The sequence below is a fragment of the Micromonospora palomenae genome, assembly GCF_007829925.1.
Lineage (GTDB): Bacteria > Actinomycetota > Actinomycetes > Mycobacteriales > Micromonosporaceae > Micromonospora > Micromonospora purpureochromogenes.
The window spans coordinates 393,768-411,559 of record NZ_VIXA01000002.1 but is presented as its reverse complement, the minus strand read 5'-3'; the positions used below and the strand labels follow the sequence as shown (position 1 = coordinate 411,559).

The window sequence follows — 17,792 nt, the reverse complement described above, 5'->3', positions numbered from 1 at the left end:
AAGGGCGTCGGGACGACGTGCACCGGAGCAGTCACGGGTGGGCCACCGCGGCCGGGAGACCGACCGCGGCGGGTTGCCCCTCTCGCCCCGTCCGACCCACGGGAAAGGCCTCTCCGTGTCCTTGCAGCCGCACCACGACGGATCCGCCCTGTACGTACCCGAGCAGGAGCCGGCGCTCGGTCAGACCGTGCCGGTCTTCGTCCGGGTCCCGGCGGGCGCCGACGTGCGCACCGTGCACGTGCGGACCACCGGCGACGGCGAGCCCCGGTTCGCCGAGGCGGTCGTCGACCGCACCGAGGGCGGCGAGGTCTGGTGGCGGGCCGACGTCGAGGTCCGCAACCCGGTCAGCAACTACCGCTTCATGCTCTCCGGGACCACCGGCTACCGCTGGCTGAACGCCGCCGGCGTGATCTCTCACGACGTGCCGGACAACGGCGACTTCAAGCTGGTCAGCTACGCCCCGCCGCCGGCCTGGGCGCGGGACGCGGTGATCTACCAGATCTTCCCGGACCGGTTCGCCCGCTCCGCGGCCGCCGCCGGCCGTACGCCGCCGGACTGGGCGATCCCGTGCGACTGGGACACCCCGGTGATCGGTCGCGGCCCGGAGACGCCGTACCAGTTCTACGGTGGCGACCTGGACGGTGTCACCGAGCGCCTGGACCACCTGGCCCGGCTCGGCGTGAACACCCTCTACCTCACCCCGATCTTCCCGGCCCGCTCCAACCACCGGTACGACGCGGCCAGCTTCGACACCGTCGACCCGCTGCTCGGCGGGGACGCCGCGCTGGCCCGGCTCGCCGATGCCGTCCGGGCCCGGGGCTGGCGGCTGCTCGGCGACATCACCAGCAACCACACCGGCGACGCGCACGAGTGGTTCACCACCGCCGCCTCGGACGTGCGGGCCGCCGAGCGGGAGCTGTACTACTTCGACGAGGCCACCGGCGACTACGAGTCCTGGAACGGCATCAAGTCGCTGCCGAAGCTGAACTGGGGCAGCGCGGAGCTGCGCCGGCGCTTCGCCACCGCCGACGACTCGCTGCTGCGGCGCTGGCTACGCCCGCCGTACGGGCTGGACGGCTGGCGGGTCGACGTGGCCAACATGACCGGCCGGCGCGGCGCGGACGCGTACACCCACGAGGTGGCGCGGCTGCTGCGCGAGGTGGTCGCCGACACCCGCCCCGACGGCCTGCTGCTCGCCGAGCACGGCCACGACCACACCGGCGACCTGGACCGGGACGGCTGGCACGGGACGATGAACTACGTCGGCTTCACCGACCCGGTCTGGTCCTGGCTGCGGCACGGCGAGGAGCCGGTGCCGAACTTCCTCGGCACCCCGGGCGGGGTGCGGCGGCGGGACGCCGAGGCGGTGCTGGCGACCATGGACACCTACCGGTCGCTGATCTCCTGGCGCTCGTACACCCACTCGTGGCAGCTGCTCGGCTCGCACGACTCGGCCCGGATCCGCACCGTGGTCGGCGACGCCGCCCGGCAGGAGGTGGCGGCCGGCCTGCTCGCCACCATGCCGGGCACCCCGGTGGTCTTCGCCGGGGACGAGCTGGGGCTGACCGGCACCAACGGCGAGGGTTCGCGGACCCCGATGCCGTGGCACCGGCCGGAGAGCTGGGACCGGGCCACCTTCGCCGCGTACCGGGGGCTGCTGGCGCTGCGCCGCGATGAGCCCGCGCTGCGCCACGGCGGCCTGCGTCGGGTGCACGCCGACGCCGACACCCTGGTCTTCCTGCGGGAGGCCCCGACCGGGGCGGTGCTGGTGCTCGCCCGCCGGGCCGCGGGCCGGCCCGTTCGGCTGACCGGCCTCCGGGCGGGGGAGAACGCGTACGGCGGCGCTCCGGCGCTGCGCCCGGACGTCGACGGCGTGGTCACCCTGCCCGCGGACGGCCCCACGTTCCAGGTCTGGCGGCTGTCCTGACCCGGGCCCGCCCGGCGCGGGTCAGGCGGCTGGCTGGCCGAGCAGGGTGCGGACGCCGGCGAGGTAGCTGCGGCGGTCCGGGCGTCCGGTGAGCACCTTCTGCATCAGGTAGCCCGGGACCAGGCCGAACAGCGCGGTGCCGACGGCCTCGGGGTCGGCGTCGGGCGGCAGTTCGCCCGCCTCCCGGGCCCGCCGGGCCAGCAGCGTGAAGCGGTCCCGGAAGCCGCTGTACGTCGCGTTCACGAACGTCGCCAGCGCCGGGTCGCGCAGCGACTCGCTCCACACCTGGATCGCCAGCGGCAGGATGCCGCCCTCGCCGGCCTGCGCGTCGACGTAGGTCAGTGCCCGGTCCAGCGCCTCGACCAGGGGCAGCGGCGGCTCGGCGGCGGCCAGCTCGGCGAAGACCACGTCCGCCCCGCCGATCACCGACTGGGCGATCGAGGTGATCAGGTCGTTCTTGCTCGGGAAATAGCGGTAGACCGCGCCGACGGACAGCCCGGCCTCGGCGATCACGTCCTGCATTGAGGTGTTGTGGAAGCCGTCGCGCAGGAAGCAGCGCCGGGCCGCGTCGAGGATCTGCTGTCGACGGGCCGCGAGGTGGGCGTCCGATACGCGTGGCATGACCCACAGTGTAAAACGAACGCTCGTTCTTGACTCCTGACACCTCCGAAGCGCACGCTGATCTCAAAGAGAACGAGCGTTCGTTTTAAGGAGTTGGGTATGTCCCGGTCACCCCGGTCCCCGATGCTGCTCGCCATCCTGGCCGCCGCCCTCGCGGTGGCGGCGCAGGCACTGCTCGTACCCCTCTTCGCGGGGCCCGCCGCGAACCTGGCACCGCGCGACCTGCCGGTCGCCGTCGCCGGGCCGACGCCGGCCACCGCGGAACTGGCCGGCCGGCTGGCGGCGGCCCGTCCCGGTGCCTTCACCGTCACCCAACTGCCGGACGCCGCCGCAGCCGACCGGGCGCTGCGCGACCGCGAGGTGTACGCCGCGTTCGTCGTCGGCCCCGACGGCGTCGGGCTGCACACCGCCCCAGGTGCGAGCCCCACCGTGGCGGCCCTGCTCACCGAGGCCGCGGCCGGGCTCTCCGGCGGACGGCCGGTGCCGGTGACGGCGGTGGTGCCGGCCGACCCGGACGACCCGCGCGGGGCCGGCTTCGCCGCCGGCTTCCTGCCGCTGGCGCTGACCAGCATGCTCGTCGGCGTCCTGATCACCGTCCTGGTCACCGGCCGGCGCGCCCGGCTGGTCGGGCTGCTCGGCTACGCGCTGCTCGCCGCGCTGGTCGGCACCGCCGTGCTGCACGGCTGGCTCGGGGTGATCGGGGGCGACCCGGCGGCCGAGGCCGCGGCGATCGGGCTCTTCGCGCTCGCCGCCGCCGGTGCTGTCGCCGGGCTGGGCGCGCTGCTCGGCGGCCCCGGGCTCGGCCTCGGCGTGCTGCTGGTCTTCCTGGTCGGCAACCCGCTCTCCGCGGTCAGCGCCGCGCCGGAGCTGCTGCCGCAGCCGTGGGGCACCGTGGGGCAGTTCCTGCCGGTCGGGGCCGGCGGAACGCTGCTGCGCTCGGCCGCCTTCTTCGACGGTGCGGGCGCGGGCCGCTCCGTCGCCGTGCTGGCCGGCTACGCGGTGCTCGGGCTCGGCCTGGTGCTGCTCGGCCGGCGCGGTTCGCCCCGGCCGGCCGCCGCCGAGATCACGGTATGAGCTCAGCCCGGCGGTGCGGCTACTACAAACTGTCGTTGATGGGGGAGGATGGCCGGCGTGGAAGCTCTTCGGCTGGTACTTCTCTACGTCCATCTGATCGGGTTCGCGCTGCTGCTCGGCGGCGCGATCGCCCAGTACGTCAGCGGCCGGCTGCGGATCAACGCGGCCATGCTCTGGGGCTCGGTGATCGGTCTGCTCACCGGCATCGGGCTCTCCGCCCCGCTGCGTGACGGCGACGAGCCGGCACCCGCGAAGCTTGTTACCAAGTTGGTGCTGGCTCTGCTGATCTTCGTCATGGTCTTCTTTTCCCGGAAGCGGGATCAGGTCAACCGCGGCCACTTCCTCGCTATCGTCGGGTTAACGCTGCTCAACGCCGCTGTCGCCGTGTTCTGGCGGTAGCCGCCCGGACCCGCTCGCGGGCTCGGGGAAAGGGACTTTCGGGACAGCGGGCCGGTCACGTACCAGCACTCTGAGTGATCTGCCCCACGCCAGGGTTACGCCGGGATAACAGGCGTTCAACAGTCGTGCACGATTGGCGGCCGGTGGGTGGGCGCGGGCGTACGCTCCCGTCCGTAACGTGGGATGCCGGCAGCACAGCGCTGGTCGGTTCAAGGGCTGCCACCGCACGAGGCGCGGTGTGCAATGGGAAGGAGACGTCTTGCGCTCTGTGCGTGGGATGCGGATCGCCTCCGCGATCGTGGCGGGTGGGCTCGTGCTGGGCGCCGCCGCGTGTGGTGAGGCCCCCGAGGACGACAACAACGCCGGCAACGGCGCCAAGAAGTACAGCGCCTGCATGGTGACCGACGTCGGCGGCATCGACGACAAGTCGTTCAACACCTCCGCCTGGAAGGGTCTCCAGGAGGCCAAGAAGGCGAACGACAACATCGACATCAAGTACGTCGCGTCGAAGGCCGAGGCGGACTACGAGGTCAACCTGACCGGGTACGTCAACCAGAAGTGCGACTTCATCCTGGCCGTCGGTGGCCTGATGTCGGACGCCACCAAGAAGGCCGCCGCCGCGAACCCGAACCAGCAGTTCGGCATCGTGGACGCCAACCCGGGCGTGGACAACATCTACCCGATGCAGTTCGACACCGCCCAGGCCGCCTTCCAGGCCGGCTACCTGGCCGCCGGGATGAGCAAGGCCGGCAAGATCGGCACCTACGGTGGTCTGCCGATCCCGCCGGTGACCATCTTCATGGACGGCTTCGCCGACGGCGTGGCGCACTACAACAAGGCCAAGGGCAAGACCGTCCAGGTGCTGGGCTGGGACAAGGCGACCCAGAAGGGTCTCTTCACCAACGACTTCGTCAAGCAGGACGAGGGCAAGAAGGTCTCCGACGCGCTGGTCGCCCAGGGCGCGGACATCATCATGCCGGTCGCCGGCGGCGCCGGTCTCGGCACCACCGCCGCGGCCCAGGCCTCGGGCGGCAAGTACTCGGTCATCTGGGTGGACGTCGACGGCTGCGAGAGCACCCCGAACTGCCCGGCGCTGGTGACCACCGTCGTCAAGAACATCCCGGACGCCGTCAAGGAGGCCGTGCTCAAGGCCGCCGGTGGCGAGAAGCTCCAGTCCAAGCCGGGCTTCGTCGGCAACCTGGCCAACAACGGCGTCTCGATCGCCCCGTACCACGACTTCGAGAGCAAGGTCCCGGCCGAGCTCAAGGCCGAGGTCGACAAGATCAAGGCGGACATCGCCGCCGGCACCATCACGGTCACCTCGAAGGCCCAGCCGACCAAGTGACCGCCTCCCCGGCCGCCGCGATGGGATCATCGGCAGCGGAGGCCGGCGGGCACCAGGCATGACGATCGGCCGCCTCGGCGTATGTGGGACACCCCGCGTGCGCCGGGGCGGCCGATCCGCTCCACCCGCGGCCGGCCCCGTCGGCCGGCCGACCGGCAGCTAGGCTGCACCATCGCTCGCACTCCAGGAGGTTGCGCTGAGACTCGAACTGCGCGGCATCACCAAGCGGTTCGGTGATCTGGTCGCCAACGACCACATCGACCTGACGGTGGAGCCTGGAGAGATCCACGCCCTGCTCGGCGAGAACGGCGCGGGCAAGTCGACCCTGATGAACGTGCTCTACGGGCTCTACCAGCCCGACGAGGGCGAGATCCTGGTCGACGGCCAGCCGCTGAAGCTGAAGGGCCCGTCCGACGCGATCGCGGCCGGGATCGGCATGGTGCACCAGCACTTCATGCTGGTGCCGGTCTTCACGGTCGCCGAGAACATCATGCTCGGCGCCGAGCAGGTCAGGGGCGGCATCGCCGGCTTCCTGGACCGCCGGCGGGCCCGCCGCGAGGTGGCCGAGGTCTCCGAGCGGTACAACCTGCGGGTCGACCCGGACGCGGTGATCGAGGACCTGCCGGTCGGCATCCAGCAGCGGGTGGAGATCGTCAAGGCGCTCACCCGCGACGTCGACCTGCTCATCCTCGACGAGCCGACCGCGGTGCTCACCCCGCAGGAGACCGAGGAACTGCTCACGGTCATGCGGTCGCTGAAGGCCGCCGGCAAGTCGATCGTCTTCATCACCCACAAGCTCGGCGAGGTCAAGGCCATCGCCGACCGGATCACCGTGATCCGGCGCGGGAAGACCGTCGGCACGGCCTCCCCTGAGGCGAGCCGGGACGAGCTGGCCGCGCTGATGGTGGGGCGCAGCGTCCGGCTCACCGTGGACAAGCAGCCGGCCACCCCCGGCAAGCCGATGCTCCAGGTCTCCGGCCTGGTGGTCGACGACGACCGGCGGATCCGCGCGGTCGACGGCGTCGACCTGACCGTGCACGCCGGCGAGGTGCTCGGCGTCGCGGGCGTGCAGGGCAACGGCCAGACCGAGCTGATCGAGGCGATCATGGGCCTGCGCCCGGCGCTCGCCGGCACGGTCACTCTCGACGGCCAGCCGATGCACGGCTGGTCCACCAAGAAGGTGCTGCGCGCCGGCGTCGGCTACGTTCCCGAGGACCGCAGCGTCGACGGCCTGGTCAAGGAGTTCTCCGTCGCGGAGAACCTGGTCCTGGACATCTACGACCGGCCGCCCTTCGGCAAGGGCCTGGCCCTCAAGCCGGACGCCATCGCGAAGTCGGCGAAGGAGCGGATCGCGCAGTTCGACGTCCGTACCTCCTCGGCCGACGCCTCGGTGGGCACCCTCTCCGGCGGCAACCAGCAGAAGGTGATCGTGGCCCGGGAGCTGTCCCGGCCGCTGAAGCTGCTCATCGCCGCCCAGCCGACCCGGGGCGTGGACGTCGGTTCGATCGAGTTCATCCACAGCCAGGTGATCCGCGAGCGGGACGTGGGCACCGCCGTCATGGTGGTCTCCAGCGAGCTGGACGAGGTGATCGGCCTGGCCGACCGGATCGCGGTCATGTACCGCGGCCGGATCATCGGCATCGTCGGCCCGGACACCCCGCGCGAGGAGATCGGCCTGCTGATGGCCGGCATCACCCCGGACGCCGTCGGCAAGACCGGCGGCGCCGCGGCCCCCGCCCCCGAAGGCCCTGGTAACGAGGACGAGGCATGACTGACCCAAACCCGGTGTCGGGCTCCCCGGACAAGGAGCCGGCGACCGAGGCGCAGGCGGCGCAGGCCGCGGCGGGCGGCACCGACCGCGGCGCGACCATGACCGCCCCGAAGCAGCCCACGGAGCAGCCCCGCCCCACCCTGGGCCGGCTCTTCCTGGACAACCTCTGGGCCGCCAACACCGTCACCGTGACGGTGCTCGCCCTGGTGCTGGCGATGCTGTTCGGGGCGGTCCTGATCATCGTGTCGGACCCGGACGTGCTGGCCACCTACAGCTACATCACCGCCCGGCCGGGTGACGCGATCAACTCCAGCTGGACGGTGGTCAGCGAGGCGTACGCGAACCTGTTCAAGGGTGCCGTCTTCGACCCCGAGGCGTCCGGCTTCCAGGCGGTGCTGAGCCCGATCTCCGAGACGCTCACCTACACCGCGCCGCTGGTCTTCACCGGCCTGTCGGTCGCGCTCGCCTTCCGGGGCGGCCTGTTCAACATCGGCGCCCAGGGCCAGGCGACCATCGGCGTCATCCTCGCCGCGGTCGCCGGCTTCGCGCTGCCGCTGCCGCCGGTGGTGCACCTGCTCGTCGCGCTGATCGCCGGTGCCGCCGGTGGTGCGATCTGGGGCTTCATCCCCGGCATCCTCAAGGCGCGCACCGGCGCGCACGAGGTGATCAACACGATCATGCTGAACTACATCGCGGTCTACTTCCTCTCCTGGATCATCATCCAGAACGGGGTGCAGAACCCGGACCGCGCCGACGCGATCAGCAAGCCGGTCGACTCCTCGGCCCAGCTGCCCCGACTGCTCGGCGACGACCTGCGGGTGCACACCGGCATCCTGCTCGCGGTGCTGGTCACCTGGTTCGTCGCCTGGCTGCTCAACCGCTCCACGCTCGGCTTCGAGCTGCGCGCCGTCGGCGCCAACCCGGACGCCGCCCGGACGGCCGGCATCAGCGTCACCCGGACCTACGTGCTGATCATGGTGATCTCCGGCCTGCTCGCCGGCCTCGGCGGCAGCCAGATGGTGCTCGGCTCGACGGCGAACGCGCTGACCCCGCTGGTGGTCGCGCAGATCGGCTTCGACGGCATCCTGGTGGCCCTGCTCGGCCGGGTGAAGCCGTGGGGCGTGCTGCTGGCGGCGCTGCTCTTCGGCGCGCTCCAGGCCGGCGGCAACCGGATGCAGTCGTACTCGGGGATCTCGCTGGAGCTGGTCACCGTGCTCCAGGCGCTGATCGTCATCTTCATCGCCGCACCGGCCCTGGTGAAGGCGATCTTCCAGCTCCGGGCCGCCCGTGCCGCCCGGTTGCAGACGAGCCTGGCGAAGGGCTGGTAAGGCATGTCCACCATGGCTGTCCCCGACGTCGCCGTCGCCGCGGTCGACGAGGGGTTCTGGACGCGCAACCGCAAGATCGGCGCGGTCCTGCTGGCGCTGGGCGTGCTCGCCGCGGTGCTCTTCGGCGCCCTCGCCACCGACCGGCAGGCGCGCTTCACCCTCAGCGAGACCGAGGGCGGCGCGGCGCTGGAGATCAACGGCACGGTCGGCGCGATCCTCTTCGGGATCATCGCCGCCGCGGCCGGCGCCGCCCTGCTGGCCGGCATCCCGAAGCGCTGGTTCACCCTGGTGCTCGGCGTCGGGCTGGTCGCCTTCGTGCTGAGCTTCCTCTGCTGGCAGGTGTCGGCCGCCCCCGAGGGCCGCAACTTCATGCCGCTGGTGAACATCGTCCGGGGCACCTTCATCCTGGCCCTGCCGCTGATCTTCGGCGCGCTGGCCGGCGTGCTCTGCGAGCGCTCCGGCGTGGTCAACGTGGCGATCGAGGGGCAGCTGCTCATGGGCGCCTTCAGCGGCGCGCTCTTCGGCAGCATGTTCAACAGCGTCTGGGTCGGCCTGGTCGCGGCGGCGATCGGCGGGGCGTTCATCTCGCTGCTGCTGGCGGTCTTCGCGATCCGCTACCTGGTCGACCAGGTGGTCATGGGTGTCGTGCTGAACCTGCTGGCGGTCGGCATCACCGGCTTCCTCTACGAGCGGCTGATGCAGACCAACGCGCAGAAGTACAACAGCGCTCCCCGCTTCACCAACTGGGAGATCCCGCTGCTCAAGGACATCCCGCTGATCGGGCCGGCGTTGTTCCGCGGCAACATCTTCCTCTACCTCGGCCTGCTGCTGGTGCTGGTCATCCACATCGCGCTGTTCCGCACCCGGTGGGGCCTGCGGACCCGCTCGGTGGGCGAGCACCCGACCGCGGCGGACACCCTCGGCGTCAAGGTGCTGGGGCTGCGCTACCGCAACGTGCTGCTGGCGGGCGTGGTCGCCGGCATCGGCGGCGCCTCCTACACGCTGGCGCTCTACAGCTTCACCAAGAACATGATCGGCGGTAAGGGCTTCATCGCCCTGGCCGCGCTGATCTTCGGCCGGTGGAGCCCGACCGGGGCGCTGCTCGCGGCCCTGTTCTTCGGCTTCGCCGACCAGCTCGCCACCTACCTGGGCGCGATCGGCAGCAGCATCCCGAGCCAGTTCCTGGCGATGCTGCCGTACCTCGCGACGATCCTGGCGGTGGCCGGCCTGGTCGGCCGGGTGCGCGCTCCCGCCGCCGACGGCAAGCCGTACATCAAGGGCTGAGCCTTCGGCAGAAGCCAGATCCGTGCCCGGTGGGGATTGCCCCGCCGGGCACGGTCGTTTCCGGGCCGGGGCGGGGGCGGGCGGGTGTCGGCGGACACCAGGGGTACCCCTTCCCGCGCCCGACCAGGGTGACTTGGGCAGAATGGTGGGATGACCGAGATCGACTGGGAGCGACTGCGGGCCGCCGCCACCGAGGTGATGCGGCACGCGTACGTGCCGTACTCGAAGTTCCCGGTCGGGGCGGCCGCCCTGGTCGACGACGGCCGGGTGGTGACCGGCTGCAACGTGGAGAACGCCGCGTACGGCGTCACCCTCTGCGCCGAGTGCGGGGTGGTCTCCGCCCTGCACGCCAGCGGCGGTGGCCGGCTCGTCGCGATGTCCTGCGTCGACGCCACCGGCGAGCCGCTGATGCCGTGCGGGCGCTGCCGGCAGCTGCTCTGGGAGAACGGCGGGCCGGAGTGCCTGGTCGAGTCCAAGGGCCGGCCGCTGCGCATGGCGGAGCTGCTGCCGCACGCCTTCGACGTGGCCGACATCGAGGCGGTGACCGGCGAGCAGCCGGTCCCGGTGGTGCCGGAGCGGCTGGCCGCCTGGCGGGGGCGGGGCACCGTCTTCGTGCACCCCGACATGTCCGCCGGGCAGCAGGTCTGGACGGCGTACTGGGAGCGGTCGGCGGGGGACGCCGAGGGCGCCGAGACCGGGGTGCTGGAGGAGGGCCCGAGCTGGGACGAGCCCGCCGAGGCGATCACCTGGGGGCACGCCCGGACGCCCCGGGTGGTGGTGGTCGACGCGAGCGGCACCATCTTCTGGGCCGGAGAGGGCGAACCGCCGATGGAGATCCCCACCCGCTGGCCCGCGGGCTGAACCCCGGCGCGGCGTACCGCCGATCAGCAGAACCAACAAGCAGAGGAACTCGACGATGAGTGCGTTCACGGCGGTCGACGTCATCCGTACCAAGCGGGACGGGGGAGTGCTGAGCGACGCCCAGATCGACTGGGTGGTCGACGCGTACACCCGGGGGCTGGTCGCGGACGAGCAGATGTCGGCGCTGGCCATGGCGATCCTGCTGCGCGGGATGACCCCGCCGGAGATCGCCCGGTGGACCGCCGCGATGATCGCCAGCGGCGAGCGGCTGGACCTCTCGCCGGTGTCCCGGCCGACCGTGGACAAGCACTCCACCGGCGGCGTCGGTGACAAGATCACCCTGCCGCTCACCCCGCTGGTCGCGGCCTGCGGCGGCGCGGTGCCGCAGCTGTCCGGGCGCGGCCTGGGGCACACCGGCGGCACGCTGGACAAGCTGGAGTCGATCCCCGGCTGGCGGGCGGCGCTGAGCAACGACGAGTTCATCTCCCAGCTGCGCGAGGTCGGCGCGGTGATCTGCGCGGCCGGCGAGGGGCTGGCCCCGGCCGACCGCAAGCTGTACGCGCTGCGCGACGTCACCGGCACCGTCGAGGCGATCCCGCTGATCGCCAGCTCGATCATGAGCAAGAAGATCGCCGAGGGCACCGGCGCGCTGGTGCTCGACGTCAAGGTCGGTTCCGGCGCCTTCATGAAGTCCGTCGACGACGCGCGGGAACTGGCCCGGACGATGGTGGAGCTGGGTGGCGCGCACGGCGTGCGGACCGTCGCCCTGCTCACCGACATGTCCACCCCGCTCGGCCTGACCGTCGGCAACGCGGTCGAGGTGACCGAGTCGGTGGAGGTGCTGGCCGGGGGCGGCCCGGCCGACGTGGTGGAGCTGACCCTGGCGCTGGCCCGGGAGATGCTGGATGCGGCCGGCCTGCGGGACGCCGACCCGGCCGCCGCGCTGCGCGACGGGCGGGCGATGGACGCCTGGCGCAGGATGATCCGCGCCCAGGGCGGCGACCCGGACGCGCCGATGCCGACCGCCAACGAGGTCGAGGTGGTCCGCGCCCAGGCCGACGGCTTCGTCGAGTCCGTCGACGCGTACGCGATCGGGGTGGCCGCGTGGCGGCTCGGCGCCGGGCGGGCCCGCAAGGAGGACCCGGTCAGCGCCGCCGCGGGCGTGGTGCTGCACAAGCGGCCCGGCGACCCGGTCCGGGCCGGCGACCCGCTCTACGAGCTCCGCGCCGACCAGGCCACCCGGATCCCGGCGGCGCGGGCCGAGGCCGAGCTGGCGGTTCGCCTGGCGCCCACCGCGCCGACCCCGTCGTCGCTGGTCATCGAGCGGATCGGCTGAACGGCCGACCGCCCGCGACCGGTCGGCCGGTGGGGGAACCTCGGCATGGTGCCGACCCGCCACGGGCGCTATTCTCCCAGCCCAGGGGGAGAGGTCGGCGGTGACGCCGGCGCGAGCAGACAGGGACTTCGACCGTGTTGGTACCCGCCCCCGATCCCCGGGAAGTCCGTGAGGCGAGCCTGGACGAGCTGTCCCGGTTGCGCCTGCCGTTGCCGCCTCCCCAGTTTCCGCTGGTGTGGGAGCCGGGTGACGAGATCGAGTTGCGTCCCACCGGGGAGATCGAGGCGCGGATCGCGGTCCTGCACCTGATCCTGGCCCGCTGCTTCGGGATGCCGCCGCAGGCGGCGATGAGCTGGCTGCTCGACTCGCACCTGGTGGAGATGGTCACGCCGCCCGAGTGGCAGTTCGTGATGGGCGGCAAGGGCGACCACCGCTCGTTCGTGCTGCACCACGACGCGCTCTTCTCGCTGGCCTGGGTGCTCGGCCTGAGCAAGCAGCTCGACCCGACCATCCCGGTCGACGAGCGGTTGGTGGAGCGGATGCCGCACCTCGCCGGCGGGGAGACGTTCGGCCAGTGGCGGGCCCGGATCCTGGCCGCGCCGCAGCACCCGGCCGACGCCGCCGCCCTGCTGGATCTGCACTACTGCCTGGACTGGGCGTATCTGGAGGCGGAGAAGCGCGGTCAGCCGCTGCCGGGGCTGGTCGACGCCAACGCGATCGGCCAGCGGCGCTGGGCGCTGGAGTGGGCGGTGATGCTGCGCGGGCCGTACCACGACGAGCCGCCGGGCTGGGAAGAGGTCGACCTCTCCACCTGAGCCGGGGTCAGCGCGGCCGCCAGACGGTGAGCCGGACGGCGGCGGTGACCGCGACCGGCTCCGGCAGCGCGGCGATCCGGGCGGCGAGCCGTTCCGGGTCGGTGTGCCAGGCGCTGGGGCCCATCCCGACCAGGGTGGCCACCTCGGCCCGGCTCAGCCGTAGCCGGGCGGTGTGCGCGGCGTCGCGCTCCTCGGTGAAGTGACCGGCCAGGCTGTCGGCGACCCGGTCCGCCTTGGCCGGGTCCACCCGCAGCAGGTCGAGCGCGTCGACCAGTTCGGCGAGGTGCGCGCCGGTCGGGGTGACCACCAGCAGCGCCCCGGCCGGGTCGAGGACCCGGCGGAACTCGGCGCCGTTGCGCGGGGCGAAGACGTTCAGCAGCACGGCGGTCGAGGCGTCGGCGAGCGGCAGCCGCTGCCAGGTGTCGGCCAGCGCCGCCGTAGCCCTCGGGTGGGCCCGGGCCGCGCGGCGCAGCGCCGGCTTGGAGACGTCCAGGGCCAGGCCCACGGCGTCGGGCAGCGCCGCCAGCACCGCGGCGAGGTGCCGGCCGGTCCCCGCCCCGGCGTCCACCACCAGCGGGTACGCCCCGACGCCCGGCTCGCCGTCCGCCCGCCGGCCGGCGGGCGTCGGGCCGGCGACCCGGGTGGCCGCCTCGGCCAGCGCGGCGGAGATGACGTCGTAGTGCCCGGCGGCCAGGAAGTCCGTCCGGGCGGCGACCATGTCGGCGGTGTCCCCGACGTGCGGGGCGCGGCCGGTGAGCAGGTTGACGTACCCCTGCCGGGCGACGTCGAAGCTGTGCCGGCGCGGGCAGCGCAGCGCGCGGGTGTCGGGGGCCGCGGCCAGTGGTTCGGCGCAGACCGGGCAGCGCAGCCGGGCCAGCACGGCCGGGGGCATCCCGGCCCGGGGCTGCTCGGGCGGGTGCGGCGCGGTCACCCGGTGAGCCTACGTGAGCGGCTCGGGGCCCCGGCCGGACGCGGGTTGGGCGGCGCCGGTCCCGGCCAGCCGGTCGACGACCCGGTGGGTGAGCCGGTCGAGCGCGGCCAGCTCGTCCGGCTCCAGCAGGTCGATCAGGTGCCGGCGGACGGCGGCGACGTGGCCGGGGGCGGCGGCCTCGATCGCCCGTCGGCCCTCGGCGGTGAGCACCACCACCGAGCCACGGCCGTCGGTGGCGCACTCCTCGCGAACGACCAACCCGCGCTGCTGCATCCGGCTCAGGTGGTGGGAGAGGCGGCTGCGCGACCAGAGCATCCGGTCGGCCAGCTCGCCCAGCCGCAGCCGCCCGTCCGGCGCTTCGGAGAGATCCGAGAGCACGTCGTAGTCGGGCTCGGAGAGACCGGCGTCGCGCATCAGGTCGCGGGCCAGCTGGAGGTCGAGCAGCCGGCGCATCCGGCGGTAGCCGCGCCAGGCGCGGTCCTCGCGGTCGTCGAGCCAGCGGGGTGCGTCCATGGCGGCCAGCCTAGCCGATTGTTGACATGTCACCCAACCCGCAACTAGGTTGATGACATGTCAACGACTTTGCCGGCCCGGCTGCTCCCGGTGCGGGTGGCGGCGTGACCGCCCGGCTGTGGGAGCTCTTCGGCGAGCGGGGTCGCGGCGTGCTGGTAACGCTGCGCCGCGACGGCCGGCCCCAGCTGTCCAACCTCGACTACCTCGCCGAGCCGAGCCTGATCCGCTGCTCGACCGTCGGCGACCGGGCCAAGGCGCGCAACCTGCGCCGCGACCCCCGGGCCAGCTTCCACGTCACCACCCCCGACGGCGGTGCGTACGCCGTCGCCGAGGGGACCGCCACCCTCACCCCGCCCGCCGCGACCGAGGACGACGCCACCGTCGAGGAGCTGGTCGAGGTCTACCGCCGGATCCGGGGCGAGCACCCGGACTGGGCGGAGTACCGGGCCGCGATGGTCGCCGACGGTCGCCTGGTGATCCGACTGGCCGTCGAGCGCGTCTACGGCTGGCGACCCTGACCGGGTCCACGGTCGCGCCCCGTGTCGCGTCCCGTGGGCCGGGTCGACCGGCCCGGTCAGCGGGGGCCGCTCCCGCTCGGGGCCGGCTCGTCGAACGACCGGTACGCCCCGGCGACCACGCAGCCGGGCCCGGGCAGCCGATAGAACGCCCAGCCCGAGAGATAGCTGCCGTTCGCCTCCTGCTGGCGCAGATGCACCGCGAGCATCAGCCCCGCCGGGATCCGCTCCGGGTGGATGAGCAGGAGCCCGGTGCCGGGTTCGGCGAAGGTCACGGCGGAGTCCGGCCCGAACCCGACCGACCGGTCGAGCCGTACCTCGGTGCCGCGGTCCCGGGGCGGGCAGGCGGCCTCCGGCAACGTCTTGACGAGGGTCGCCCGGGCGCCGATCCGGCGCAGCTCGTCGTTGGCCCGGGTCGGGTCGGCGGTGTCGGCCACCGTCACGGTGACCGTGCCGTCGGGGGCCGACGTGGTCGCCGGCGGGGGCGCCGCCGGCACGGTGGGCCGGTCGGGCCGGCCGGCGACCACGACCGCCGTCCCTGCCGCCGCCAGTGTGGCCAGCCCGACGGCGACGACGGCGAGGCGTCGGCGCACCGCGGTCACCGCTGGCCGGCGCGCCGGGGTGATCTCACGCAGCAGCGCGTCACGGCGTACGCGGACCCGTTCGGCGGGCAGGTGCGGCAGGTCCGGGCGGAGCGGACTGTGGTCCATCGGATCGATCCTCCATCGCGAGGTCGGCGAGCACGCCGGTGCGCAGCTGACGGTGCGCCCGGGCCAGGCGGGACTTGACGGTGCCCAGCGGGATGCCGAGCGTGACGGCGGCCTCGGCCTGGGTCTGTCCGAGCCAGACGCAGGCCTCCACCACCTCCCGGTCCCGGCGGGCGAGCCCGGCGAGGTGGCGGTGCACAGCGGCGACCCGTCGCTCGGCGTCCACCCGCTCGACCACCGCGTCGGCGTGGTCGGCGGCGGGCTCGGGCGGCGGCACCCGGTCCAGCGCGGCCCGGTGCCGCCGCAGCGACCGGTGGTGGTTGCGGCTTACGCCCAGCGCGATCCCGTAGAGCCAGGGCAGGACGCTCGCGCCGTATGGCACCATCGCCCGTCTTCGCCGCCAGGCCTCCAGGAACACCACCGAGACCAGGTCCTCCGCGGCCGACCACGCCCCCGTACGCCGCAGGCAGTAGCCGAACACCGCGTCCGCGTGCCGCTCGAAGAGCGTGCCGAAGGCCGTGGTGTCACCGTCGAGGCTCCGGGCCCAGAGCTCTCGGTCGTCAGTCATGTCGCGCCCTCCCTGCCCCTGTCATGTCCGTACGGGGTGGTGCGGTTCACGGCGACGCGCCGGCCCGGCGGTCCCGTCCCGGGGCCGGTCGGGGGCTGGCTAGGGTCTGAGCATGGTCGCAATCCGATACGAGGACATCGTCAAGGTCCCCAAGGCGCTGCTGCACGATCATCTCGACGGCGGCCTGCGGCCGGCGACGGCCGTCGAGCTCGCCGCCGAGGTCGGTCACGAGCTGCCCACCACCGACCCGGAGGCGCTCGGCCGCTGGTTCGTGGAGGCGGCGAACTCGGGTTCGCTGGAGCGCTACCTGGAGACCTTCGCGCACACCGTCGCCGTCATGCAGACCGCGCCGGCGCTGCGCCGGGTGGCCCGGGAGTGCGCGCTCGACCTGGCCGCCGACGGGGTGGTCTACGCCGAGGTGCGGTTCGCCCCGGAGCAGCACCTGGAGCAGCACCTCACCCTGGACGAGGTGGTCGAGGCGGTGGTGGCCGGCTTCGTCGAGGGCAGCGAGCAGGCCGCCGCGGCCGGCACGCCCATCCGGATCGGCACCCTGCTGACCGCGATGCGGCACGCCGCGCGCTCGCAGGAGATCGCCGAGCTGGCGGTGCGGCACCGGGACACCGGGGTGGTCGGCTTCGACATCGCCGGCGCCGAGGCGGGCTTCCCGCCCACCCGCCACCTGGACGCCTTCGAGTACCTGCAGCGGGAGAACTTCCACTTCACCATCCACGCCGGCGAGGCGTTCGGGCTGCCCTCGATCTGGCAGGCCATCCAGTGGTGCGGCGCGGACCGGCTCGGGCACGGGGTACGGATCGTCGACGACATCACCCCCGGGCCGCCGCCGGTGCTCGGCCGGCTGGCCGCGTACGTGCGGGACAAGCGCATCCCGCTGGAGCTGTGCCCGTCGTCGAACGTGCAGACCGGTGCCGCCGCGTCGATCGCCGACCACCCGATCGGGCTGCTGCGCGACCTGCGGTTCCGGGTCACCGTCAACACCGACAACCGGCTGATGAGCGGCACCTCGATGTCCCGGGAGATGGCGCTGCTGGTGGACGCCTTCGGCTACGGCTGGAAGGAGCTCCAGTGGTTCACCATCAACGCCATGAAGAGCGCCTTCATCCCGTTCGACGAGCGGCTGCGGATCATCGACGAGGTGATCAAGCCGGCGTACGCGAAGCTGCTGACCTGATCAGTGGTGCGGGTGGCTGGCGACCAGGCCGGCCACCCGCCGCAGTACCTCGCGCGCGCGGGCGGCCTCGGCGCCCAGCCCGGTCTGCCGGCGCAGCACCGCCGGCTCGGCGCGCAGCAGCGCCACCCCGCGCCGCAGCAGGACCTTCGGCGCCTTGCGCTGCTCGGCGAGGTCGCGGGTCAGCCGGCGGACGAAGGTCGTGCCGCGCGGGCGCCGCAGCGCGTACGCCCCGGCCAGCAGCCCCCGGCGGCGGCACTCCTCGACGATCTCGGCGGCGAAGATCCCTTCGGCGACGAAAAGTGGCGATCCGGCCACCTCGAATGGCCGGGTGGCCACCCGTCGGTCGGCACCGATCGCATAAACCGGCACTTCGGCCTTGCCCTCCTGGGCCAGTCGGGCAATTGTTTCCACGGCCGTCCCGGCGTCCCACGACTCGGGCGAGTCCCAGTCCACCTGTCCGTTCTGGCGCGGCAACGTAGGGTCATCGCCGTCCTTGTAGAAGTCGTCCAGGCAGAGCACCGGAAGTCCGGTTCGATGGGCTATATACGACTTTCCGGAGCCGGAGGGGCCAGCGAGCAGGACAACGCGGTGACGGTATTCCATTACGT

The 17,792-nt window shown here is 73.1% G+C and carries 18 protein-coding genes; 12 read left to right on the top strand and 6 right to left on the bottom strand.

The features are described from left to right. Positions 1-115: 115 nt before the first annotated feature. The gene (locus tag FHX75_RS12810) at positions 116-1,927 is read left to right on the top strand and encodes a glycoside hydrolase family 13 protein (RefSeq protein ID WP_154939701.1); all 1,812 of its coding nucleotides are present in this window, start codon (positions 116-118) and stop codon (positions 1,925-1,927) included. A gap of 21 nt (positions 1,928-1,948) precedes the next feature. Here FHX75_RS12810 and FHX75_RS12805 read toward each other — a convergent pair whose 3' ends face one another. Further along, on the bottom strand, positions 1,949-2,548 hold the full coding sequence (locus FHX75_RS12805; RefSeq protein ID WP_170285360.1) for a TetR/AcrR family transcriptional regulator: 600 nt from the start codon (positions 2,546-2,548) through the stop codon (positions 1,949-1,951). 99 nt (positions 2,549-2,647) lie between these two features. Between FHX75_RS12805 and FHX75_RS12800 the strand changes: the two genes are divergently transcribed. From FHX75_RS12800 to FHX75_RS12760, 9 genes are all read left to right on the top strand, one after another. Continuing rightward, positions 2,648-3,622: a hypothetical protein gene (locus tag FHX75_RS12800; protein ID WP_154939697.1), complete on the top strand. Its 975-nt coding sequence runs from the start codon at positions 2,648-2,650 to the stop codon at positions 3,620-3,622. A gap of 57 nt (positions 3,623-3,679) precedes the next feature. Next, positions 3,680-4,021 carry a hypothetical protein gene (locus FHX75_RS12795; RefSeq protein ID WP_154939695.1) on the top strand — a complete coding sequence of 114 codons (342 nt, stop codon included), beginning with the start codon at positions 3,680-3,682 and terminating at the stop codon, positions 4,019-4,021. Between the two features lie 277 nt (positions 4,022-4,298). Further along, positions 4,299-5,366, top strand: coding sequence for a BMP family lipoprotein (locus FHX75_RS12790; protein ID WP_154941947.1), 1,068 nt, complete (start codon positions 4,299-4,301; stop codon positions 5,364-5,366). A gap of 196 nt (positions 5,367-5,562) precedes the next feature. After that, positions 5,563-7,137 (top strand): ABC transporter ATP-binding protein, encoded by a 1,575-nt coding sequence (locus FHX75_RS12785; protein WP_154939693.1) that lies wholly within the window; start codon positions 5,563-5,565, stop codon positions 7,135-7,137. Beyond that, positions 7,134-8,465 (top strand): ABC transporter permease, encoded by a 1,332-nt coding sequence (locus FHX75_RS12780; RefSeq protein ID WP_154939691.1) that lies wholly within the window; start codon positions 7,134-7,136, stop codon positions 8,463-8,465. The genes FHX75_RS12785 and FHX75_RS12780 overlap by 4 nt, the downstream gene beginning before the upstream one ends. Before the next feature lie 3 nt (positions 8,466-8,468). Continuing rightward, positions 8,469-9,749, top strand: coding sequence for an ABC transporter permease (locus FHX75_RS12775; protein ID WP_154939689.1), 1,281 nt, complete (start codon positions 8,469-8,471; stop codon positions 9,747-9,749). A gap of 150 nt (positions 9,750-9,899) precedes the next feature. Next, the gene (locus FHX75_RS12770) at positions 9,900-10,610 is read left to right on the top strand and encodes a cytidine deaminase (RefSeq protein ID WP_088964039.1); all 711 of its coding nucleotides are present in this window, start codon (positions 9,900-9,902) and stop codon (positions 10,608-10,610) included. A 55-nt stretch (positions 10,611-10,665) separates the two neighbouring features. Then, complete coding sequence (locus tag FHX75_RS12765) at positions 10,666-11,946, top strand: thymidine phosphorylase (protein WP_154939687.1); 1,281 nt, start codon at positions 10,666-10,668, stop codon at positions 11,944-11,946. A 134-nt stretch (positions 11,947-12,080) separates the two neighbouring features. Further along, positions 12,081-12,761, top strand: a complete 681-nt coding sequence (locus FHX75_RS12760) for a DUF4272 domain-containing protein (protein WP_154939685.1) — start codon at positions 12,081-12,083, stop codon at positions 12,759-12,761. A gap of 7 nt (positions 12,762-12,768) precedes the next feature. On the opposite strand, the gene FHX75_RS12755 is transcribed toward FHX75_RS12760, so the two are convergent. Both FHX75_RS12755 and FHX75_RS12750 read right to left on the bottom strand, forming a co-directional pair. Next, positions 12,769-13,653, bottom strand: a complete 885-nt coding sequence (locus FHX75_RS12755; RefSeq protein ID WP_154941946.1) for a putative RNA methyltransferase — start codon at positions 13,651-13,653, stop codon at positions 12,769-12,771. Positions 13,654-13,701: 48 nt separating this feature from the next. Next, complete coding sequence (locus FHX75_RS12750; RefSeq protein ID WP_154939683.1) at positions 13,702-14,205, bottom strand: MarR family winged helix-turn-helix transcriptional regulator; 504 nt, start codon at positions 14,203-14,205, stop codon at positions 13,702-13,704. Positions 14,206-14,309: 104 nt separating this feature from the next. On the opposite strand from FHX75_RS12750, the gene FHX75_RS12745 reads away from it, so the two are divergent. Continuing rightward, positions 14,310-14,723: a PPOX class F420-dependent oxidoreductase gene (locus FHX75_RS12745; protein WP_154939681.1), complete on the top strand. Its 414-nt coding sequence runs from the start codon at positions 14,310-14,312 to the stop codon at positions 14,721-14,723. A 56-nt stretch (positions 14,724-14,779) separates the two neighbouring features. Here the strand turns inward: FHX75_RS12745 and FHX75_RS12740 are convergent, their stop codons facing one another. Together FHX75_RS12740 and FHX75_RS12735 are read right to left on the bottom strand one after the other, a co-directional pair. After that, a complete protein-coding gene (locus FHX75_RS12740) occupies positions 14,780-15,430 on the bottom strand; it encodes a hypothetical protein (protein ID WP_154939679.1) in 651 nt (216 codons plus the stop codon). Then, entirely contained in the window at positions 15,363-15,995 is a 633-nt protein-coding gene (locus FHX75_RS12735; protein ID WP_154939677.1) for an RNA polymerase sigma factor, read from the bottom strand. Before FHX75_RS12735 ends, FHX75_RS12740 begins: the two co-directional genes overlap by 68 nt. 112 nt (positions 15,996-16,107) lie before the next feature. Here FHX75_RS12735 and FHX75_RS12730 point away from each other — a divergent pair, with 112 nt between their 5' ends. Then, positions 16,108-17,184: an adenosine deaminase gene (locus FHX75_RS12730; protein WP_154939675.1), complete on the top strand. Its 1,077-nt coding sequence runs from the start codon at positions 16,108-16,110 to the stop codon at positions 17,182-17,184. Here the strand turns inward: FHX75_RS12730 and FHX75_RS12725 are convergent, their stop codons facing one another. After that, complete coding sequence (locus FHX75_RS12725; RefSeq protein WP_154939673.1) at positions 17,185-17,787, bottom strand: ATP-binding protein; 603 nt, start codon at positions 17,785-17,787, stop codon at positions 17,185-17,187. Between the last annotated feature and the right edge of the window lie 5 nt (positions 17,788-17,792).

Coding starts and splice junctions, on each gene's coding strand:
- FHX75_RS12755 (WP_154941946.1), bottom strand. CDS start 13,653: ATGCCCCCGGCCGTGCTGGCCCGGCTGCGCTGCCCGGTCTGCGCCGAA.
- FHX75_RS12790 (WP_154941947.1), top strand. CDS start 4,299: ATGCGGATCGCCTCCGCGATCGTGGCGGGTGGGCTCGTGCTGGGCGCC.
- FHX75_RS12805 (WP_170285360.1), bottom strand. CDS start 2,548: ATGCCACGCGTATCGGACGCCCACCTCGCGGCCCGTCGACAGCAGATC.
- FHX75_RS12780 (WP_154939691.1), top strand. CDS start 7,134: ATGACTGACCCAAACCCGGTGTCGGGCTCCCCGGACAAGGAGCCGGCG.
- FHX75_RS12800 (WP_154939697.1), top strand. CDS start 2,648: ATGTCCCGGTCACCCCGGTCCCCGATGCTGCTCGCCATCCTGGCCGCC.
- FHX75_RS12730 (WP_154939675.1), top strand. CDS start 16,108: ATGGTCGCAATCCGATACGAGGACATCGTCAAGGTCCCCAAGGCGCTG.
- FHX75_RS12765 (WP_154939687.1), top strand. CDS start 10,666: ATGAGTGCGTTCACGGCGGTCGACGTCATCCGTACCAAGCGGGACGGG.
- FHX75_RS12775 (WP_154939689.1), top strand. CDS start 8,469: ATGTCCACCATGGCTGTCCCCGACGTCGCCGTCGCCGCGGTCGACGAG.
- FHX75_RS12725 (WP_154939673.1), bottom strand. CDS start 17,787: ATGGAATACCGTCACCGCGTTGTCCTGCTCGCTGGCCCCTCCGGCTCC.
- FHX75_RS12740 (WP_154939679.1), bottom strand. CDS start 15,430: ATGGACCACAGTCCGCTCCGCCCGGACCTGCCGCACCTGCCCGCCGAA.
- FHX75_RS12750 (WP_154939683.1), bottom strand. CDS start 14,205: ATGGACGCACCCCGCTGGCTCGACGACCGCGAGGACCGCGCCTGGCGC.
- FHX75_RS12735 (WP_154939677.1), bottom strand. CDS start 15,995: ATGACTGACGACCGAGAGCTCTGGGCCCGGAGCCTCGACGGTGACACC.
- FHX75_RS12770 (WP_088964039.1), top strand. CDS start 9,900: ATGACCGAGATCGACTGGGAGCGACTGCGGGCCGCCGCCACCGAGGTG.